The sequence below is a fragment of the Sphingobacterium sp. 40-24 genome (assembly GCF_001899705.1).
Taxonomy (GTDB): domain Bacteria; phylum Bacteroidota; class Bacteroidia; order Sphingobacteriales; family Sphingobacteriaceae; genus Sphingobacterium; species Sphingobacterium multivorum.
Genome location: NZ_MKWH01000047.1, coordinates 1 through 20,334, shown reverse-complemented (window position 1 = coordinate 20,334; position 20,334 = coordinate 1). Strand labels below are relative to the sequence as shown.

Below are 20,334 nucleotides of genomic sequence, written 5' to 3'. Positions count from 1 at the left end.
ACAAAAGTCGTTATCACGAGCGTGGGAATTCCTACAATAATACAAGCATAAAATAATTTCTGCGGCCACAACACGATCAATTCATTATCTGAGATACTCAAAGCAGCTATTAACATAGCCGAAAACGTGAGCGCAAGTAAACAAAAAAATGCTATCCGCTCCCAAATTAGTCCTGCGCTATTAACGACAGTAGCCTTTCGATAGCCCCAGCAAATCAAATTATAGCTAAAAAAAGCCCCAAGCATAGCACAGGGTAAATACAGCAAAAAAGACAAAAAACCATTTCCTAATGACATAATGATTTTCTTAGGTCAGATAATCGGTTCAATAAATTTAGGAAAAATTCCCTTTAAGATTACCCAAATATTTCTAAATCCTCCGTCCCTATTTTCTCACGTGAATTTCATCTATAGCAAAAAGCGGGTTACGATGCTTCGACCCTTCAAACCAATGTGGAAATTCTTGCGAAAAAGAAATTTTCACTTTTAAAAAACGTGCTTTTTGTTGTTTTAGGCCAAATGAAACTGGAAAACATATCGGGCCTTCAGGAATAAGACCAGTATCGATCTTATACGTCCCGATGTTCATGTACGAAATATTATCTTCTGAGGATTCTACCGCTATTCCATCCGGAAGAAATAGATAATGCGCCGGATCCAATAGAAAATTAAGCTGAATTTGCGAAGCCATTGTTTCATTCGGAAAAGGAAAAGTAATCTCCACATCCTTACTATCAAATAATAGCCAGTTGTAACTATAATCTGTTGTTCCCGATAAGCCATCATTCAGTGTTGTTTTTCCATTTGCGGGAAAATCTTCCAAAAACGAAGGTGTAAACTGAGGATGTATTCCTTGGAGCAATGAAGGCAAATAGGATTTATTTAATAGTGTTAGCCATTGCTGCCGGTATTGCTCAAGACTACCACCGGTTTCAGCCAATTCGATAGCTCCGCCTCGAATTGCATGGTCCAAAAATTCATCTATCCGCTTCATCCAATTGGGATTGACTATCCATTCACCATCAGCTTTCCTGTTCAAAAAGCCGAACGGATGGTCTCCATAAGCCTTTGCCTGCTCCAAGGCTGCATACTCGAGACCTAACGCAATCAATTTGACACGACTTAAAAATTTCGGATCTCCAGCTACAGCTTTTTGTGCGTTATTCAAAAGTTCCTTAAAAATTTTCATCTTTTCTAAACGCAGATATCCATGTCGCGAAAGGATGGGGTTACCGTATATATCAAGCGTCGAGCGACTTGTTTTTCGAGCTTCAATAAGATGTTTTAGATACTTTTTAATATCCTTTGATGCTGCACCATAATAACCGTTCAAAAAATCCTCTTCCACCTCAGCTTGATCTAGCTCAGGATTCCATAGGCTCTTGGCCTGCATATAACTGGCATAGGCAGACATATCAGCCAGCGTATGTCCAGGCCCATGTTCAAAGATCCCTTTTACACCGTTTTGATACATATAGGCGATATTACTCTGGTAGTGATCATACATCGGAAAAGGATTTAAATAGGCTGTAAATTGCGTGGTATAATCCCATACAAAAATATGCGATGAGATCTTTGACCAGTCTTTGAGCTGGCGTCGAAAAGGAGCAGCTGTCGGATTAACAGCCAGGCCCTGCTCCCGCGTTGCATCTATCGTACTTAGCAACACATGTACATTGGCCGATGGCCGAGATATTTTGGGAGCTTCTGCGGTGTAACCATAGGCTAAGGTCGTAAAATTCTGTTCTGGAAATTGAGCTGCCACACTGTTCACAAATCGGATCAGTGTACCCTGCGGTCCGCCTTCCTCCTGGTCAACCTTTGTACAGCGATCGCAGGTACAGTAACCTTTTCCATCCATTGGCGCTATAGACCAATAGACCGCATCAGGATTATCGGCAATGGCCTGTCGAAAATAATTGATTGCTATTTTTTGGACGTCAGAATTTGTTAAACAGAGTTGTGTTGCGCTGCGCTTTCCGTTTGTTAAAGCGAAATATTCAGGATGCTGCTGAAAATAGTCTTCCGGTGGTATAATTTTAAAAAATGAATGTCCCCATAAGCCCCACAGATCTTCAAATCGATGCAAATGATGCCAATCCAGGTATTCACCATCCGCAGAAGCAGGGTAGTAAGACTCTCTATAACGTAATGGAGGTTCAAAGCGAAAATTGAAATCCTGAGGAAGTGACAGATTCGCACGCTTCGGGACCCATGCAGGCCCTTGATCATATTTCCGAGCGCCAAATTGCTTCTCGATAAGTTCATATACGCCATACAGTAGTCCTTTTCCTGAACCTCCAGTCAGATAAACTTGTCCGTCCCGAATACTAATTTCAAAACCTTCGTTTCCAAGCTCAACCTTCTTTCCAATCCGCTGTTGATAAAAATTATTCCCGATATATACTACGTGTTTTTTCGTCCCAGAAGGGCTCGACAATATCGCTAATGGTACGCCAGTAATACGTTTAATGTACTCTTGCAATACCAGAGCCGCCTTACGCTCCAAATTTGTTGGATGCGAGGAAATAAGGATTTCAGTTTCGGCTTTCCTATCGCGTACGATGTCCACTTGCTGCGCCATACAGCTGCTAATCAACAGCAATCCAACAAGAACGAACAGGTTCAGTTTATAATTTGCATCTTTCATCATTGCATATTAAACTAGATCAACAAGTCCACTTCTTGCTTATCCATGATCGCACAATCCACAAAAGAAGCTATCGTATCAAGTACCATGCGCAAGCGGCCCATATTTTCATAATACGGTATACCAAAACGCAGTACATGTCCAACCTTCGCTTCTACTCTACAGTGCTTAATGCATTTAATATGTATGTCTTTCTTTCTCAAAAACTCGTACAGCGGATAAGGATCATAATCTGACACCAGCAGACTTACGACCGGAGATACATCGTCTCCCATAAAAGAGTACGTAATGCCTGCATGGCCCAAGATCCCATTAAGCTCTCTTTTCAGATAAGCTGCCAGATAGGTACTGCGATCAAGGATTGCTTTCGGCCCAATTTCTCGATAACGTTTTAGGCTTTGCCTCAACCTTTCATACAATAAGAAATCCTGCCCCCCCGGAATGCTGAACCCATGGGTTTGCGGCTCTTCAAAAAGATGCTGCTTATTCCAATATAAGGCCCCGATCCAACTTGCAAAATCTTCTTTGAACCAAGCTAAACCACCGCCCAAAGGTCCATGTAACCATTTATGTGTACTCCCGATCAATACATCAGCATCCCCAAAAGGAAGTTGCTGAATCCCTAACGACTGTGCTACGTCAAGAATCAGAATTGCATTCGGAACAGCCTTTTTTATATTGCTCAGGCGCCACTTGTCTTGCATCAGTTTTCCTGTGGGATAATAGACATGGGATAAGAACACGATGTCTGGTTGCATTTCGCGCAAGCATCTGTTAAATTCCTCCGCGTCATTAAGGACAACATCAGGGAGATAAGTGAGCTTATATTCTGGCAAATGTTCAAAGGGGCCGATACCGCCCGGATGTTCATGCTCACTTGTCAGGACCTGAAAACACCTCTTCCCATCCTCCTGCAACCTCCGTAAAAGCACCAATGCCAATAAATTCATGGCCTGAGATGTGCTGGAAGTCACATTACAGCGATAACCGATAGCCGGCCACAATTTAGCACATTCCTCCTGTATGGAAGTAAAAGCTTCCCTCCCTAAAGCATATAAAGAAAGTGGATTGCCGTTTACCTGATTTTTGATGGTTTCGAGCCGATCCTGTGGCAACGTAGCCAGGCAGCCCGGATTCAGATTCACCCGGGTAGAAGGAAATGTATTGACCCTGATCTGATCCCAATACGCTTCATTTTCTATTTTTCGGACGGCATCTACTCTTTTAAGATCAAGATTTTTCCCATCAGAAAATTCGTTCCAGGCACTATGGGGTGAAAAATGATGCGATAGAAGTGTACTATATTGCTTTTGTAAAAGACTGATGGATTCCCTTATCACGGTATGGAAATCGGTATGATACAAATGACTCCCCTGCAAACTTGTCTCAATGCTGTATATAGGCTTCTTGGCAGCACTTTCCCCCCTAAGATCGGAGGTAAAAGAAATCTTGGGATCCAACCCAACACCTCTGGCAATGTCAGCAATATCCTCCGCTAATTCATTGATGGAATAGTGTGTTTCTGTCACATGGTTCACCACACGATGTTCACCAATTGGTGGTACATCTTCAACAAACCGGGCCAACGAATTGACCGCATCGTTCAACGCCATGAGTCCAGTACGCTGGTTTCCGCTACCATATACTGTCATCGGAGAACCAGAAACTACCTGCGCTAGAAAACGGTTGGCTACCGTTCCAAAGATCGGATCGTAATCAAAACGGGTAAAAAGATCAGGCGAGGCATCCATTTCTGAAGTTAGCAGACCAAATACTGTTGCTTGCATCACTTCCGTGATGCGAAGCCCCCAGGTACGCGCCGCCATCGCTACATAATTCGAGTCATTTATTTTGGAAACATGATATATATCGTTTGCCGCCCTAGGGTAAGGTAAAGGTTTCGACGCCAACTGCCCTTTATAACCAGGCTTAAAATAGCCTTCGGCTATCGGCAATCCGCCCTTGGCATATTCACCAAACGATCCAAGCTTAATAATATGGGCTTTCGGAACATATTCGCGTACTGCCCAGAGCAGACGCATATTGCCTTCTTCATTGTTACGGATGGTGTAAAGAGCCTGTTGTAATCCCAACATCGAATAACTCGCCGAACACTGCTGTGCGAGATGATAAATTGTATGCGGCCGTTCCCGACGAATCAGTTCCGCCAATTCGTCCGAACAAACCTCAGCGTGCACAGCACACATATTAGCTAAACGATATTTTCGGCCAAATGCTTCGATACGACTTGAGAGATCCGGAATCTGTAGCCAGGGCCCAAATCCGAGATTGGCAACCGTGCTTTTGCGCCAGCCATTATCCAGCAATATAATTTTTTGGTCTGGATAGTGCAGCGCTAACCTCATGGCCAGCGGCCAGCCCAAGTACCCTTCGGCACCTAAAATTAAAATTGTACGATTCATTGTTCAGTTATTGGCTAGAGTTAAAATTTCACCTGTAAGGCGAGCAGTAGATCATATTGATTACGAAATGTTGCCGTACCAATTTTTTGACTTGTGTAAGTACCATTTAAACCTATCGATGTACGATAATTTATTGTACGTCTGTATCCCGCGCCCACACTTCGACTCATAACACCACCCAATTCAGGCAATAGAATAAGCCTGCTTCTGTCGTCTGGTGAAGTTCCAAGTCCAAAATTTGCCTGTAATAAATCAGCTTCAGTAAGCTCATATTTTGCGCCTGCCTGAAAAGCGAAGTAGAAATCCTTTTCCTCCTTAATGGCAAAGATTCGTGCATTCAGCAGAAAAGGGTCAAAACTTTTGCTCGCACCAACAACCACTGATACCGCTTTGATCGCGACAACTTCCAGAAAACGCGCCCCAATCTCCCCTTCGAAACCTTTTCCGAGCTGCCGATAAAGCGAATAGGCCATTCTATATTTGGGAAGCAACACATTATTGGATATACCTATCGAAGCATTCCAGTAAAGTAATTTATTCGCCGTATACGTCAGGTCGCCTTCTCCCATAATGCCCGCACCTGATTGCCTTCCCGTGAATAACAGCTGTGCACCATAACTTATTTTTGGCGACAATCGACGGGTGTAATACAGTGTCGCAATACGGTATGCAGGTGGCGCTGGATTATCATCAACACCTGAAAAGGAGCTATTCAGCAAAGAAATTCCAAAAGCGTTCTGCATGGTTTTACTTCGCAAAAGAGCTGCATATTCCCTGTGCTTCCGTAGGTCGAAGCGCTTGGAGAGTGTATCGGCATAATGTGCCGCTTCAACAAATCGACCCAAACTGTCGAGTACGATTATTTTTTTTAGAAGAAAAGGCTCGGCATACTCAAAATGCTGTAATGCCGTATCCACACTCTGTAGGGCATATACAAAGTCTCCTTTTGCCATCAGAAGGTTTATTTTATTACTATAAGCAAGCGAATCTGTTCGATTGCCCTCAAGCACGCGATCAAAACAAAAAATTGCGCTATCGGCTACCCCCTTTTTCTGAAAAGACAATCCAGCCGACATCCACGCATCCTGTACCATAGTACGGTACTTTTGATTGTACGGATATTCTGTCCGCAGCATGGTGGCGACCTGAGCAGCTGCCATATACTGCGCACTATTATGAAGGATTGAAGCTTTCTTCTGAAGAAATTCGCGGTCACCCGGATAACTTTGCAGGGCCTGCTGAACAACGAGCAAAGCTTCCGGATAGCGTCTTCTGAGGTCAAGAATATTAGAAAGGTAGTGTAGGGCTTCTTTATTATCGTTGTCTTCGATGAGTAATTGACGAAGATGCGTTTCCGCTTCTCCGTACTCTTCCACCAGTATGCAGGCATTGGCTGCGGCCAGCTTTTGCTCCAAATAAAGCGATTTAATTTTCGGATTTCCCGGATAACTGGCGTAAAGTTTTTCGCTTAAAGCTACAGCCTGCTGTATTTTGCCCGATTGTGCCAGGAAACCCGCCTTTTTTAAGTGTAAATCGATATCATTTGGATAATAACTGATCGCCTGCTCCAATTCCCGAAGGGCCGAGGATAAATTATTTTGCAGGATAAGAGCGGAAATACGCCCTTGCAGAGCTGGCATATTTCTCGGATCTAAGTGAAGCGTACGATCGTAGTAAACGATGGCGCTGTCGGCTTGTTGCTGCTGCAAATAATAACTGCCACAGGCATTGATCATTTGCAATGCTTCTGATCGGAAAGCTTTATCACCATTGCCCCCATACAGCTTAACAGCAATATCTGCCGCTGTCTGGTAACGGCGCAGTTGAAATTCAAAATCCATTTTTCGGCGCAGCAATATACGGTCACCTGCATTTCGCTGTAAAGCACGGTCTACCCAATACAGTGCCTGTGTCGTCTCGCCCCGAGAAGCGGCTATGCCAACCACCTTTTCCAAGGCTTCCCGATCGCCTGGATTCTGATCCAAAATCGACTGATAAAGTGCATAAGTATCCGTGTTCTGATAATATCCGGCTGCTTCTTTCCGTAAACTATTATTTAGATCAAGGGCTTTTTTATCTTTCGGATAGTAGCGTAAGATCAGGCGTAACACTTCTAAAGCCTCTGCATAACGATGTGATTCCTGTAGCAGGCCGAGCTTTTGGAATAATGCATTGTAAGATTTACTATCGCTGTTCAATATCGCATTTGCCTTGGCAATTCGGGCGTCATAATCACCGCCTTGGGACACAATATTGTTCATTTTTTCGATGAGATCTGTATTTTTCGGCGCGAGTTCGAGCGCCTTTTCATAATAAGAATTGGCCAGATTATCCATTTTATTGCTTTTGTACCAATCCGCTTTTGCTTCATAATGACCGGCCATCGCGAGTCTTACACTCCCATCGGTAGGAAAACGCCGGATCAGAACCTGTGCCCAGGAATCTCCATCCTGATAGCGTTTGAGCATATCCAGTATATTGAGCTTTTTGATTCCGAAATCTTTATTGGCATTAAAACGCGACAATCCCATTTCGACGTATCGCAAGGCTTCAGCAGGCCGATTTTTTGATAAATAAGAACCTATAATATAATAATACACATCTTCATATTCGGGCGAAGCACGCAGTACCAGTTGTGCAGTACGGATCGACTGATCATAGTGTTTCTGCGCCATATAGATTCGGGCAAGTTGCACCTGCGCATCGATATGGGCTGGATTCAGCTTTATGGCCTCCTCCAATGACTTCAAAGCTTTCTGCTGCTGAGCAGATTTAATTTCTACCACAGCCTGCTGGTACAATTTTTCGGCACGCACGGAATTCCAGGTCTGTGCTCGCAGCACCTGTGTAGACAGTAGGAAGAGAATAAAAATAGTATAACGGAAATTCATAATAGCTTAAGCTTGATTTTTGACAGTAGACTTTTGGCTTGCAAAACCTTTACGCTGCATATTCCCCCATACCAGCTTTTGCCTGAACATGGACTGTATGTAGCCTTTGATACTAAAAAAAACAATGAGCGGATGATAAATAAACGGTTCAGCAAAGGCCGTGAGGCACAATCCTATCACCTCACTCGTTTTGCGGTAATGTCTTTCAATTAATTGATCCCACAGCACGGCTATGGAGCTTACTAGGACAGAAAACATATATAGAAAAGCGAGTAATGTAAATGTATTTTCCCAATTGATGGCGCCGATTACAATAAGATAGATGTAAAACAACAGCCCCAATACCTCGAAAATAGGCGCCAAAAACTCAAATAGGAAGTTATAAGGAAAGACTATCAGCCCGAGCCTTTTAAACTTAAAATTAAATAAAACATGACGGTGGAGCAGCATGATCTGGATCAACCCCCTAGCCCAGCGTACACGTTGTCTACTGAATACCGGCAAGGTTTGTGGTCCTTCCGTCCAGCACAATGAAACAGGAATATACCGAATCGCATATTTGTGATTATTCTGGATCATGTAAACACTCATGCGTGTCACCATATCAATATCTTCGGCAAATGAGCGTGGATCATAGCCCCCAACCTTAACGGCAATATGCTTGTCAAAAAGACCAAGTCCTCCAGACACATTTGGAACACAATTAATTGAGCTCCACGCCATTTTTGAAAGCAGGTATGCACGAATATACTCCAGTTCCTGAAAACGTGGGAGTACTTTATGTGGCGGTTTAAAGCGTGTTATTACTCCATTATCCACTTCAGACGAATTGATCATCCGCAGGGGCGCCCCGACCGCTATGACCCGTCGCTGATTGTTCTCCACGTGGATGTATCCGGTATCGGGTATCACCTGGATGTCTTTTAGGCGGCTCCGGCTCTTTTCGTCTAAAATGGGACGCATTAGTCTGGAAAGTGTGTCTTCATGCAGGATGCAATCTACATCTGTACAGAGAAAATAATCAAATTTTGAGGCATTGATGCCGGCATTCGAAGCGTCTGCTTTACCTTTTCCGTTCTCTTTATCAATGACTAGCAACTTTTCGTAGGCACGATTAGTAGATCGAAAAAAGCGCTTTACAGTCTTCGTTTTGATCTTTTCATTGTAAGGAAGATCTACTTCCTTAAGTTCGAAATGCTGAACCAATTTTTCCAATGTATCATCCGTACTACCGTCATTGACAATAATAACTTCATACAATGGATAATTCAGATGCATTAATGCATATACATTATCAATGATTGTCAGGCCCTCGTTGTAAGCCGGGGCAATGACCGAGATGCCCGGTGAAAGTGGGCTCGAAATTACATTTTGGGTATAGTGCTCTCTATTTTTCCGTCTATATAACATAATTCCCTTATACGATAGCACCGCCATGATGACATAGATCACCATGGTCAGGCTACTGTAGGAAAATATAAAAAGTTGGAAAACGTCAATTATATCTTGGATCATATTGTATGCGTTATTGTTCGTGCAGATAATAGTTTAGAATGCGCTCTTTTCGTGAAGGCAGATGTAAAGGATTCCAGGCCAATTGTTTGTTGCGTACTAAGCGGGCGAGTATTGACGCAACATGATTTTCGATTTCAAAATCAAAAGCTGACTGGAATTGTTCCGTTAGAAATTCCATAGCTCTCGTCGTCCGAAACATGCCGAGCGAAAACAGAATTTCGCACTGGCAGTCGACAGGTTGGTTTGGATACATTTTGATCAATGTTTCCTGTGTATGGATAGCCCTTAAATGCCCCAGCGCATTGATGGCGTGCGAACGTAAACTGTGGTCGTTCACATTGAGCAATCCTTCGATACTGTCTATGGCCTCCAGACTCTGCTCGTGTGCGGCAAGCTTCATGCAGCAAATAACAACTGTTTTGTTGCGCGAATAACGGATCCAGTTTGCAAAGTTTGATTTTACCGTATCGCGGGATTGTTCGAGAATCCGAAAAAAACCGATCAATTCCCAAATACTCAATGGATCGCGCACCTCATCAAAAAAGCGGAAAGGCTCGTTCTTGCTGAAGCGCATAAAAGCGCTTCGGGCTGCAGAGCGCAGTTCAGATTCTTCGCTGAGATTGAATCGGAGAATATCAATATCAGAGATCGCGTAATCCATTAGCGTCAGTTCGTGTAATCCCTGAACATTGCGATACCATTTGCGCGATTTCATCTTTTGCAGCGAATCCAGATTTAGCCCAAGTAGCACATAAATTCGATGAAGAATCAACGCATTAGTTCCCGCCACATGCCATCGGAGACGGATTAAGGTATCAATTAAGGTTTGGCGGTTTCTTTTGTCCATCAGGGCTAACTCATCAAGCACGGCCTGATCGATGGATACATGCGCACTTTCGTTCCCCATTTCCTGAATAAACTGGGGCAGTATACGATCTTCAATCAGCTGGTCAAGCTTATCTTGCCGACGCTGTGATTTTGCCGTTCGGAAACGGAGCACCATGATCACAGCATAAGCGACAAAAGTTCCAATAAAGGATGTTGCCACAATCCCCTGAATCACCGCAATAAACGTTTGATCTACCGTCATACCTTAGTTTTCAGCAAGGGCTACACGCGTTTGTATATTCCCAAGATCGATTCCGACCGGTAATTTGGACTGATCCTGAATGTAACGCATGGAATTTAGTAAATAGCCTTTTACAGCGAGGGATTCAGGCTGGTCGACAATTTTGACACCGGCAATATCGCCAAACTCTTCGAGAATACAGTCGATGAGATCGCCATAGTGCGCCCCGCCGCCACACAGAAATATCCGGTTTGATTTAGCCAGATTTCTATCATTGACCACATCACCCAATGCTGGCGAAACAATTTCGGCATAATAGATCTGTATCGCTTTTTTGCGCAGTCCCTGAAGGTCAATTTTTTTACGGTTGATATAGAGGTAGCCGTTTCGAAAAGCCTCATCGAGCTGCTGGATGCTCTGAAAAGAGAGGTCATACGTCTGCTGCAGCTGTTCGCGGAGGATATTGACAGCATAATGCATACCCGGAGCACTCCCCATCGCATTTTCTACTACGCCTTCATCGGTACTTAGCCCAGTTTCCAATGTGCCGAAGCCAAAACTAAAAACGAAGAAAGCCCCCTTTTCACAACTTTCTCCCCTGCGCAACGCCACCATGCAACTCACTACCTCCGGCAATACGTCAATATGCGCAACCTCAATTGGCAAGATACCGGATCCGTCCTCACCATAAACAGCGGGATCCGACTGGATAATATGTTTACCACGGAGCGTTTGTTCAGCCGTTTCCCGGTATAAGCGGTAGGTGCTATTGGGTAAGCCGATGGTTATCATCAGTGGGGTATCAGCGCTGACTCCACTGGTTAAAATTGCAGCCTTAAACAACAGCTGGCATTCCAGTGATTCCGGAGATGCATTCAGCGGTCTTCTAGGGCTATTCCCTTCATTTAGTGCCAATTTACCACAGATATACCACTGCTGCCCCATTTGTATTTTCAAGCCGGTCAATAGTGAATTGGCGGTGTTTACCAAGGGGGAATTTGTCGCCTGCATTAGGCTTGAGAATGACTGTATTGTATACATAAAATTTTTCGTGTGTACTAATTATTTACCACCATCGTTTACCTGACATGACTGGCAACTTCTGTGTAGCCGCTAGTAAAACAGGTTGTTCAGGTACGATATCTATTGCCAAGATTTCTTCCCTTGCCACATATTCAGCGACAAAAAGCTCATTCATCGCATCTTCTTGCGCACGTACCACCGCCTGCATATCTATCTTTTCCTGTACCTCTTCTATCTCACGCACAGCTATTAGCTCCTCCACAACTACTAAATCTTGCACAGCTATTAGCTCCTCCACAACTACTAAATCTTGCACAGCTACTAGTTCCTCCCCAGCTAACAAATCTTGTACACTTACTATTCCCTGAGGTTGCTCGGAATGTGCTATTTTTGAGTTTTGCAGGAAAGAATCTAATTGCATCTGATGCGGCAAAGCTTCGTCGCACTGGCTCTCAGGCATATTTATGACCTTCGGCCCAAGCTCACCTTCCATGATGAGCTTCACTCTTTCCAATAGTTTTCCCACGACAAGTGGCTTTTTAAAACAGTCTTCACGGACAATTTCCAGTCCCTCACGAATATGGAGGTAACTCATGTTGGATGTAATAATTGTCCGGGTACGCGGCGATTCCTTCAGCACCTTATTAATAATTTCATACCCGTTTGCATATTGCATATGCATTTCGGTAATGACGATATCATACTGATAGTCTCTCGCTTCTAAAAGGGCAAAGGCTTCTTTTCCATTGGCAGCGGAATCCAGCTGAAATGCTTCATTGGAGAAAACATTCGAAATTATTTTTCGCATGAGCAGATCGCTGTCTGCATGCAATACCGAAAACACCCTACGTTGCTTAGGTGGGAGATCATAACTTTGCATACTTTTAATTAAATAGATTAAGTTGCTTTAAAATGGCATCACAAATTTAAAAATACAGGCAAAGTGATTACCCGCCCATAAGGGTGGTTTTTACAAAAAAAATTAACTTAAAATAGGTGTTTGTCGGTAGGATAGAATCTTCTTAAGATGTTCTTAAGAAGATCTCAAAAACAGATAGTGTATGCACCGCAGAGTTAATCCACCGATTGAAACGAGCAGCATGTTTTCTTTAGGCATTGTTTTTCACGAAAAGAAGTTCTGTCAAATCGGTTTATTATATTTCAGCATAAGCTCCGAACGGCTGTTAACCTGTAATTTTCCATAGATGTTCCTAATGTGGAATTTCACGGTATCAACACTAATAAACGCGGTTTCAGCAACTTTTTTATAGGTATACCCCTGTTGCAAAAGGGATACAATTTCGATCTCGCGGGGGGTAAGCTGCTCACGGTGCCGGTAATCGGCTTTATGATCGAGTGCAGGGTTAAAGTGAGATATGACCAGACGAGCCACCTGCGGACTCATCACCGAACCTCCCTTCATGACTTCCACGAGCAACTGCTCCATCTCCGGTAAGGGTGTACTTTTAAGCAGATAACCGGCGGCACCCGCACAAAGTGCCTGAAATATATGTTCTTTATCATCAAACACCGTAAACATAACAACCTGAATATGGGGGAATTTACGTTTTATAAACCAAGTTATTTCAATGCCATTTTTATTTGGCAGCCCAATATCACAGAGCAGTAGATCTAAACATTCAGGGCTCCAGGCAGCATCCAGCAGCTCATCAAGTTCACGTGCAGCAACGACCAGGTCAAACTGAGCGTTATCCTCAAAGTAAGACTTTAACGATTCGAGAACAGGCATACGGTCTTCTATGATTGCAAGTCTAAATTTTGTGTTTGGCATAAAAAATATAAGATAAATGTGTGTTATTTTAATAGTATAATGTTGATTTTTTATTTCCATCCAGCATAAACCACAGGCTAAACAAAAGAAAGCAAAAGCTTACCCAGACAAGTTTATCCAGACTTTTAAGAATATAGGCCTCCTGACTGCTGTTAAGGATAATAGCTAACACGATACTACATTGCAACAATAGATAGGTGCTGTAAACGCAGTTAAAAATCAGTACTTCCCTTTTCGTAACTTTCGCATCTATATCTGTATTATAATATATCCGCCATTGCCCAATGACATAGGCAATAGCGAGCCCAAATCGCAGCATATAATGTAATTGCTGATCCACAAAACCATAATGGTGCTTAAATCCAAGCGGAATGTCTTCCACCAGCATCCTGAGTAGTTTTTTCTGCTCTTCTACAGGGGCTACCGCATATGGAATGACATCAATCAATCCAAAGCAAAACGGTAATAAATGCAATATCCAATGCTTAGGCAGTGTCGCATTGGGATTAAATTTGAGCCAAACATAAAAATAGAAAAACGGGCCCACAAGATAATAAAAGGGTATCCCTTTGTTATAAATACGCGGATAATATTGAATTTCTCCCGTATAGATCATGCAATAGATCATGACATGCCAAATCAAAGCCATCACCCCCACACTGATCAGTAGCTGCCCTATATCCTTGTATTTAAAAAAACGATAAAAGCGTGATAAAAGACCTAATATGCAAAAAACTCCCCCCAATATAGCGAAGCTTAAACTTATCCAAAATTGAGGGTTATGCTGCATCATATCAATTAAAAAAGTCAAGAAAAAGTTTATTCACTTTAAACTTCGCTACTAATTGAATGCAATAACGGTCTTCGGACCTTGCTGCTTCGAATTTAGCCCCTATAGCCTCTGCCCTGCGTTTCATATTAATCGTACCTTGACCGCGACGTCTTGCATACGCTGGATATGAAGCCGTTCCTTCGATTTTCTTTAAGGAATTTGACAGCTTTAAAATAAGCTGATGATGATCTATTTTTAAAAATATATCAACTTTCGCATTTGGGCTGTGTTTACAGATATTATGCAATGCTTCTTTAAAGATAAGGTATACATTCTGACGTACATATTGAGGCAGCTGGCCGGCGCTCTGCAGATTTATATCAAATTTGACATCGACATCCTGCATCGGCAGGATCTGCGAAACCAAAAACCTCATCCGGTCTTCTAAGCTTCCCTGACTATTATTGCGCGAGTCTATTGCCCAGATGACATCATCCATCGTTTGTACCGCCTCCCGGCTATAGGCTGCAATTTTTTCTAGCGACTGATGCCGTCCAGCGGACTGCTGACCTATAGCCATAAGATCAGTCTGCATCGCAATTCCAGTGAGCAGGCCGCCAACCTCGTCATGCAGATCGCGCGCGAGTTCCAGCCGGAGCTTTTTATCCCGCTTGAGCTGCGAAGACCGCATAATTGCAATGACATAAAGAACAACGCCCAGCCCTAGTGTAACCAACACATAAAAAAGCTGTGTCTCATAAAATTTCGGCTTTTTATAAAACAGCCACCGCTTGGTTTTCACACTTAGACCATTGTCGCTTATCGTCTTCAATTCAAGTTCGTACTCGCCTGTTTTCAGATCGGAAAGGTTAATTTCTCCCGATGCCGGCACTTCCTGAAAGGTTTTAATGAGGGGCCGGAGGCGAAAGTAGATTTTGTAATTTTGCTTATAAGCATCTATTTTTGCTATCCTAAGATTTGCAAATTCAATTTTTTTGTCGAAAATCAGCGTGTCCTGACCATCCTTTGGTGTAAAGGAAGTTACGATATTCCCGGAGCTGGTACCCATAGAAATTGTTGACAATACCGGCGGAGGCACTGTTTCCTGCTTCAGATTATACAAAAACTGCTGCGGCTGGATGGCAATACAGCCGAGCACACCGCCGATAAGCAATTGCCCTTGAAGCTTATCTTCGAGTATAGAAGCCTGATTAAATTCTTCAAATGGCAGCCCATGCATCGCATAAGCATTATAAAAATTTTTACCGTCCCAAATCGACAGCCCCCGGAATGTCCCCAAAAACAACAGGTTATCCACCCATGCCATATTAAAAACCACATTATGTGCTAGCCCGCCATTCGTGTTATAGGTATCAACATGTCCTGTGCTTGCGTCAATGGCTATCAGCCCCTTTCCTTTTGTGGCCAGGAAAACCTTATTATGCCGAAATGAATGGCTGTACACCTGGAGTTTCTCGCTTTGTTGCGGATAAATTTTCCTCAGCCGGCCCGCCAAGTATTCAAAATAACCGTTTTCGGTGGTATAGGAGATGACCTGTTGTCGTACTTGAATGGAATTGACACGCTCGCCCATTCCAACAAGTTTTCCCATGCTATCCCTTAACGGACTAACTAATCCCGTATCGCGATTGTAGAGCCATAGTCCACAGGACGTGCCAACCAGATAGGTGTTTTTCCGATAGTGACAGAGGCTGTACACCATGGTGGACAAATCCTCGAGGGTGCCCTTAGCCTTTTTATATGATAAAGATCTAAATTTTCCATTGACCAATAAACCCAAAAAATTACCCTCCAAACCGACAAGCGCAGTGTCTTTGTCAATTGGCAGAAAAGCATAATAATTATTGAGCGGGGCTGATTCTTTTATGGCAAGGTTATTTGGCGTAAAATATTTTAACGGAGCATAGCCCCCCACATAGTACTTATCCTGCTGTTTTACGATTGCCCTGGCCGTACCCGTGTTCCAGTAATTCAGCTCAAAGGCTCTTCTGGCAAGACTATACAAGCCATTCTCTGTTGCACAGAGACCTTCGTGCCCATTAAAATCAAGCTGGTTGAGCCTTGATTTGAACAGATTTCTGCGGATATCGTGTTTGTCCTGACGTAAGAGCGTCATTGCGAGGTTATTTCTAAATTCAAAATAGCGGCCATCACCGAAAAGGAATATGATCTTTTCCGTTTCCGCAAAGGACCAATGCGCCCAATCACGCATATCACCTGCATTGAGCCCCTGAAGATGTAATTGGTGAAATTCCCTTCCGTCAAAGGTCATATAACCCAAGCCATAATTTCGCAGCAGCAGACCATTTTCCAATAAAAATAGATCATCTAGCCCCTGATAGACCCTTTTTGGCATCTGAACATGCTGCGTTTTCCCCGTTTTTAAATCTACAAAAAAGAGTAAGCTGTTGTAAGCAAACCAAAGCCTGCTTTCATCCGCAAGGAGACTTTTACCCACCGGCCGTCGCATTTCGGATAAAGCGGGCTGAAACTCCATCAGCTTTTTTTTTCGAGAACCGCTGATCTGCCAGAGAATACCCGATCGGGTTGCAACAAAAAGATTTTTCCCTTGATTAAATAGTGCAATGACATCCTCGCCCACGAGCCCTTTTGAAAACATATCTTTTTGAATAAATCGCCATAGCTGTGTATCAAAGATGAACAGCCCATTTCTTGTCTCCAGCCATAACCGCCCCAAATCATCGGTGGTCAGTTTATTCACTTCCGTGAAACCCAAAGGTTCTGTATAAAGTTCATTAAATGCTTTTATTGCAATGCCATCATACCGGTAAAGAAGGCTTCCTGCAACAAACCAGATAAACCCTTGTTTATCCCGGGCCACAGATTCTATATTACGGTGAAAGGGATCAATTCCCGAAAGAATTTCGATTTCATAATAGCCTGAAGCCATTAACCTGTTAAAAACAGGCATAGCAAAACAAGTGCTTAATAGCAATAGAATTTTTAGCGCTTTTTCAAACACAATCGACTAAGTTCAATAATATGGACAGATCAAATATAGTTATTTGAAAATAATTATATATTAATAATCGATATAAAATTTTCCTCCGAAGAGATTTTAAAACCTGGAGAAATAACTGCTTTAAGTTAAATAGGTGACAGCTGGCAACATTTTGCTATCAGAAAAACCAGTTCCGCTAAAGCTGATAAATAATGCGCAAAAAGGAACTTAGCCTATTTTCCGCTCCCCCTATCGGTAAGCCGACTGCCATACCGATGGCCAACTTATTGCTGAGGCCGAGTTTGATCTGGGGATGCAAAACTGTATGTATGCCTTCGGACGAAATTTCCTGGTTGATCTCAACACCGACAAAATGATCGGTATTCGGTACAGTATAATGAAATGACGTATTGACCTGCCAATTCAAAGCCGTTTTGGATGTGGCGTATTGATAAGCAATCTCCGGTCCGGTGTAAATTAACGTATGCCAATGACGCTGCCAATTTTTGGCGGCTATAAAAAAAGGATTAAAGGCGGTACCACCGTTGACAAAGTTAAAGATCTGTGTATACCCGACAGCCAAGGTTGTCGCATTCTTTTTTGATACATAGAATGAATATTGGGACGACAATCGCAATCTTTCCAATTGATTTGTTGAAGGTACATTGGCAATACGGCTTTTAGCATAGGCAAAATCCGTTTCCACCTCGAGTCCTAAGCGATCAATTGGTGCAAATTCATACTCCATGAGATATCCAAAGTCATCCTTTAGACTTGTTCGTTTGATATCCGCTCCCAGATTAAATTCTTTTTCCCCTTTTCTTGCGCCAAGGTCGCGTACAAGGTCATTATAAAGGGGCTCAGCATGGTGCACCTTGTCCGGTAAATTTTTATTCTCCTGAGCAAGTAGAGCACAGGAAAAGAACAGACTGTAGGACAAAAATATAGATTTCCACAGCTTGGTATTTTGAAAATTTCTTGTCATAACACAAACCTCTCGCTGAACTTTGGAAAGAAATGGGAATTTGCACACGATAATCCCTGTTTCTTACACGTTATTTATTACTTTATTAACCTAGCTTTGAAGATCAGTTTCTTAAAACAAGCAACGGTAGACCCTCATGTACCTAGTGGAACTTATGGATTAAACAGTGTTGCAATACGCTCACATGATAAAACTGCAGACAAGAAAAGATGAATTATGGGAAAAATATCAGATCAGCAAATAGCAGAATTAATTTCAAAAAGAATACTGGAAATCATCGATTTAACAGGATTAACCTTAGAGAGCCTGGCCAGTTTTGTAGGGGTATCCACATCCACTATTCGGAGTGCGTACCGTAAAACCGGTTCATTGTCTGTGGATAGCCTTTCAAAAATCTGTCGGCCATTTGCCATTCAACTAGCAGATTTCTTTGATGCGGCCCTAGCTTTAAAGATAGACGAAGAACACCTACCAGATTTAAAGGAATTTAAGAAGAGCTACTTTGCGGATCAAGAATTAACGAGTCCGGCATCTTCATTTGATGAAAGCAACAGCCAAAGCGAGCACCATCGCCAACAACGCGAGCTTATCGCCTATATAATCTATCGATCCGACTATTTCGACAGTCCAAAAACACTCGAAGCGATGGTCGCCGACTTTAGGAAAGATTACCAGGCAGCTTTCACCTCGGAAAGATTATATGCCTTGCTGTTAAAATACTTAGGCAGTGGAATCCTCGACAAAAAAGCCTTGCCGAGAACTGCCCGCCGGATGCCGGCCAATAAGCGTCCATATTTATACTTCAAAAAAGAATCTAAAAAAGCATAAACGAGTTCCCAAAGTTAAATTTGACGATAGGCAAGCGGATTACTACCTGTCTGTCTTTTAAAAAAATTGCGAAAATTAGATTCATCCGAGAAGCCCATCTCATAGGAAATCTGAGATATCGAAAGATCAGTATGCTTTATATAGCGCAAAGCCTGTTGGGCCACAACAGTAGATATCACACATTTAGCCGATTTTCCGGCGACAGCAGAACACAACTCGGTCAACTTTCGTGGAGAGAGGTGCAGACGGTCCGCATAATACTGCACACTGGTATGTTCGCGGTAGTGCTTATGCAATAAGACCGAAAATCTGTTAAATAGCTGAACGGAAGCGATCTCTGCAGATACACGCGTTGTTTCTAGCGATAACATAGTTTGATATCCTTCGAGCAACAAGGACTCAAAGCAGTGGTGGGCAACCATCATATCAATGGTACGGTACTCAGCGCAGCCTTTCAAACGTTCTACAAATAGCTTCTTGAATACCAGCTCTGTTCTATAGTCCCGCATAGAAAGAAAGGGATGACTTCCAAAAAACAATTCCGAATTGAGTATTTTGGTGTCAGCTTTTGATCTTTCGTAAAAATCAGCCGTAAACCACAATAAAAATCCGTCAGCGGTAATAGGCTCGACTACCCCAACTTCATAATGTGGTCCAATAAATAGGAGTTCGTTAGCAGCAATATCATATACCGTCGGACCAATTTTTATGCGCACAGGAGAGCCGGTTCGAATGATGGAAAAAACCAAGTTATTGTGTAGCATTTTACCCAGCTGACTACAATACTCTGCTAATTCTAACCCACCGAATTGCATCTTTTCTTTTCCTATAGTTGGTTTACAAAATTCCATTTCCCTAATAAATTCTTTTCAAAATCAATGCTATCCAGATTTTCACAGAGCCTCGTATAATGATAGATAGAGATCAGCATTTTACGGGGAGACTGTTTTGAGAAAACGAGCTTAACACCGCTGTCAAGAAACCTCTTTTTTTCATCTGCACTTTCGCTGGCCGAATAACCAAATAATCGAATCATGGGATAGCGGCGTCTTAGTAGGCGGGCTGTTTCCATGCCGTCCATGTCCGGCATATGCAAATCCAGAATGCACACATCCGGTTGTTCCATATTTGTCTCAAGCAGATGCAAAAGCTCTTTTCCATTATGGCAGGAGTATAGCATCTCATAGTTTCCCATTTCTCTGGCCAGATGCTCAATTACTTTCAGGTGCAATACATTATCATCTGCAAATGCAAGTTTTAATTTCTTGTCCATTAAGGCAGTTGCTAAATTATAAATTCGACACCTTGGATTTTTCAGGCTGGATATACCTGGCTTCATCGCACGCGCGCGTCTTGATGAAATTGTCGAAGCTATTCTCCAATACAATTAAAAGCATTTCAATT

General features: G+C 42.8%; 14 protein-coding genes. 1 reads left to right on the top strand and 13 read right to left on the bottom strand.

The features are described 5' to 3' along the window. Positions 1 to 384: 384 nt before the first annotated feature. The 11 genes from BGP15_RS18015 to BGP15_RS17965 form a co-directional block, all read right to left on the bottom strand. Complete coding sequence (locus tag BGP15_RS18015) at positions 385 to 2,652, bottom strand: glycoside hydrolase family 20 protein (RefSeq protein WP_286770373.1); 2,268 nt, start codon at positions 2,650 to 2,652, stop codon at positions 385 to 387. An 11-nt stretch (positions 2,653 to 2,663) separates the two neighbouring features. Beyond that, positions 2,664 to 5,072, bottom strand: coding sequence for an aminotransferase class V-fold PLP-dependent enzyme (locus tag BGP15_RS18010; protein WP_286770372.1), 2,409 nt, complete (start codon positions 5,070 to 5,072; stop codon positions 2,664 to 2,666). A gap of 20 nt (positions 5,073 to 5,092) precedes the next feature. Beyond that, positions 5,093 to 7,963 carry a tetratricopeptide repeat protein gene (locus tag BGP15_RS18005; protein ID WP_286770371.1) on the bottom strand — a complete coding sequence of 957 codons (2,871 nt, stop codon included), beginning with the start codon at positions 7,961 to 7,963 and terminating at the stop codon, positions 5,093 to 5,095. A gap of 6 nt (positions 7,964 to 7,969) precedes the next feature. Continuing rightward, positions 7,970 to 9,478: a glycosyltransferase family 2 protein gene (locus BGP15_RS18000; protein WP_286770370.1), complete on the bottom strand. Its 1,509-nt coding sequence runs from the start codon at positions 9,476 to 9,478 to the stop codon at positions 7,970 to 7,972. 10 nt (positions 9,479 to 9,488) lie between these two features. Then, positions 9,489 to 10,568: a HEAT repeat domain-containing protein gene (locus BGP15_RS17995; RefSeq protein ID WP_286770369.1), complete on the bottom strand. Its 1,080-nt coding sequence runs from the start codon at positions 10,566 to 10,568 to the stop codon at positions 9,489 to 9,491. Positions 10,569 to 10,571: 3 nt separating this feature from the next. After that, the gene (locus BGP15_RS17990) at positions 10,572 to 11,588 is read right to left on the bottom strand and encodes a ParM/StbA family protein (RefSeq protein WP_286770368.1); all 1,017 of its coding nucleotides are present in this window, start codon (positions 11,586 to 11,588) and stop codon (positions 10,572 to 10,574) included. A 25-nt stretch (positions 11,589 to 11,613) separates the two neighbouring features. Further along, the gene (locus BGP15_RS17985) at positions 11,614 to 12,450 is read right to left on the bottom strand and encodes a response regulator (RefSeq protein WP_286770367.1); all 837 of its coding nucleotides are present in this window, start codon (positions 12,448 to 12,450) and stop codon (positions 11,614 to 11,616) included. 261 nt (positions 12,451 to 12,711) lie between these two features. Continuing rightward, positions 12,712 to 13,362, bottom strand: coding sequence for a response regulator transcription factor (locus tag BGP15_RS17980; RefSeq protein ID WP_286770366.1), 651 nt, complete (start codon positions 13,360 to 13,362; stop codon positions 12,712 to 12,714). Positions 13,363 to 13,390: 28 nt separating this feature from the next. Continuing rightward, positions 13,391 to 14,155 (bottom strand): hypothetical protein, encoded by a 765-nt coding sequence (locus BGP15_RS17975; protein WP_286770365.1) that lies wholly within the window; start codon positions 14,153 to 14,155, stop codon positions 13,391 to 13,393. Position 14,156: 1 nt separating this feature from the next. Further along, a complete protein-coding gene (locus BGP15_RS17970; RefSeq protein WP_286770364.1) occupies positions 14,157 to 17,066 on the bottom strand; it encodes a sensor histidine kinase in 2,910 nt (969 codons plus the stop codon). A 247-nt stretch (positions 17,067 to 17,313) separates the two neighbouring features. After that, the gene (locus tag BGP15_RS17965) at positions 17,314 to 18,102 is read right to left on the bottom strand and encodes an HAEPLYID family protein (RefSeq protein WP_286770363.1); all 789 of its coding nucleotides are present in this window, start codon (positions 18,100 to 18,102) and stop codon (positions 17,314 to 17,316) included. Positions 18,103 to 18,318: 216 nt separating this feature from the next. Between BGP15_RS17965 and BGP15_RS17960 the strand changes: the two genes are divergently transcribed. Continuing rightward, positions 18,319 to 18,930 (top strand): helix-turn-helix domain-containing protein, encoded by a 612-nt coding sequence (locus BGP15_RS17960; protein ID WP_286770362.1) that lies wholly within the window; start codon positions 18,319 to 18,321, stop codon positions 18,928 to 18,930. Between the two features lie 14 nt (positions 18,931 to 18,944). Here the strand turns inward: BGP15_RS17960 and BGP15_RS17955 are convergent, their stop codons facing one another. Both BGP15_RS17955 and BGP15_RS17950 read right to left on the bottom strand, forming a co-directional pair. Then, entirely contained in the window at positions 18,945 to 19,781 is an 837-nt protein-coding gene (locus tag BGP15_RS17955; protein ID WP_286770361.1) for a helix-turn-helix domain-containing protein, read from the bottom strand. Next, positions 19,757 to 20,203 (bottom strand): response regulator, encoded by a 447-nt coding sequence (locus tag BGP15_RS17950; RefSeq protein WP_286770360.1) that lies wholly within the window; start codon positions 20,201 to 20,203, stop codon positions 19,757 to 19,759. The genes BGP15_RS17955 and BGP15_RS17950 overlap by 25 nt, the downstream gene beginning before the upstream one ends. Positions 20,204 to 20,334: the final 131 nt, after the last annotated feature.

Excerpts from the sequence above, each read along its gene's own strand:
- BGP15_RS18010 (WP_286770372.1), bottom strand. The coding sequence starts at position 5,072 with ATGAATCGTACAATTTTAATTTTAGGTGCCGAAGGGTACTTGGGCTGG.
- BGP15_RS17960 (WP_286770362.1), top strand. The coding sequence starts at position 18,319 with ATGGGAAAAATATCAGATCAGCAAATAGCAGAATTAATTTCAAAAAGA.
- BGP15_RS17975 (WP_286770365.1), bottom strand. The coding sequence starts at position 14,155 with ATGATGCAGCATAACCCTCAATTTTGGATAAGTTTAAGCTTCGCTATA.
- BGP15_RS17980 (WP_286770366.1), bottom strand. The coding sequence starts at position 13,362 with ATGCCAAACACAAAATTTAGACTTGCAATCATAGAAGACCGTATGCCT.
- BGP15_RS17950 (WP_286770360.1), bottom strand. The coding sequence starts at position 20,203 with ATGGACAAGAAATTAAAACTTGCATTTGCAGATGATAATGTATTGCAC.
- BGP15_RS17990 (WP_286770368.1), bottom strand. The coding sequence starts at position 11,588 with ATGTATACAATACAGTCATTCTCAAGCCTAATGCAGGCGACAAATTCC.
- BGP15_RS17985 (WP_286770367.1), bottom strand. The coding sequence starts at position 12,450 with ATGCAAAGTTATGATCTCCCACCTAAGCAACGTAGGGTGTTTTCGGTA.
- BGP15_RS18005 (WP_286770371.1), bottom strand. The coding sequence starts at position 7,963 with ATGAATTTCCGTTATACTATTTTTATTCTCTTCCTACTGTCTACACAG.
- BGP15_RS18015 (WP_286770373.1), bottom strand. The coding sequence starts at position 2,652 with ATGATGAAAGATGCAAATTATAAACTGAACCTGTTCGTTCTTGTTGGA.
- BGP15_RS18000 (WP_286770370.1), bottom strand. The coding sequence starts at position 9,478 with ATGATCCAAGATATAATTGACGTTTTCCAACTTTTTATATTTTCCTAC.
- BGP15_RS17965 (WP_286770363.1), bottom strand. The coding sequence starts at position 18,102 with ATGACAAGAAATTTTCAAAATACCAAGCTGTGGAAATCTATATTTTTG.
- BGP15_RS17970 (WP_286770364.1), bottom strand. The coding sequence starts at position 17,066 with ATGGCTTCAGGCTATTATGAAATCGAAATTCTTTCGGGAATTGATCCC.
- BGP15_RS17995 (WP_286770369.1), bottom strand. The coding sequence starts at position 10,568 with ATGACGGTAGATCAAACGTTTATTGCGGTGATTCAGGGGATTGTGGCA.
- BGP15_RS17955 (WP_286770361.1), bottom strand. The coding sequence starts at position 19,781 with ATGGAATTTTGTAAACCAACTATAGGAAAAGAAAAGATGCAATTCGGT.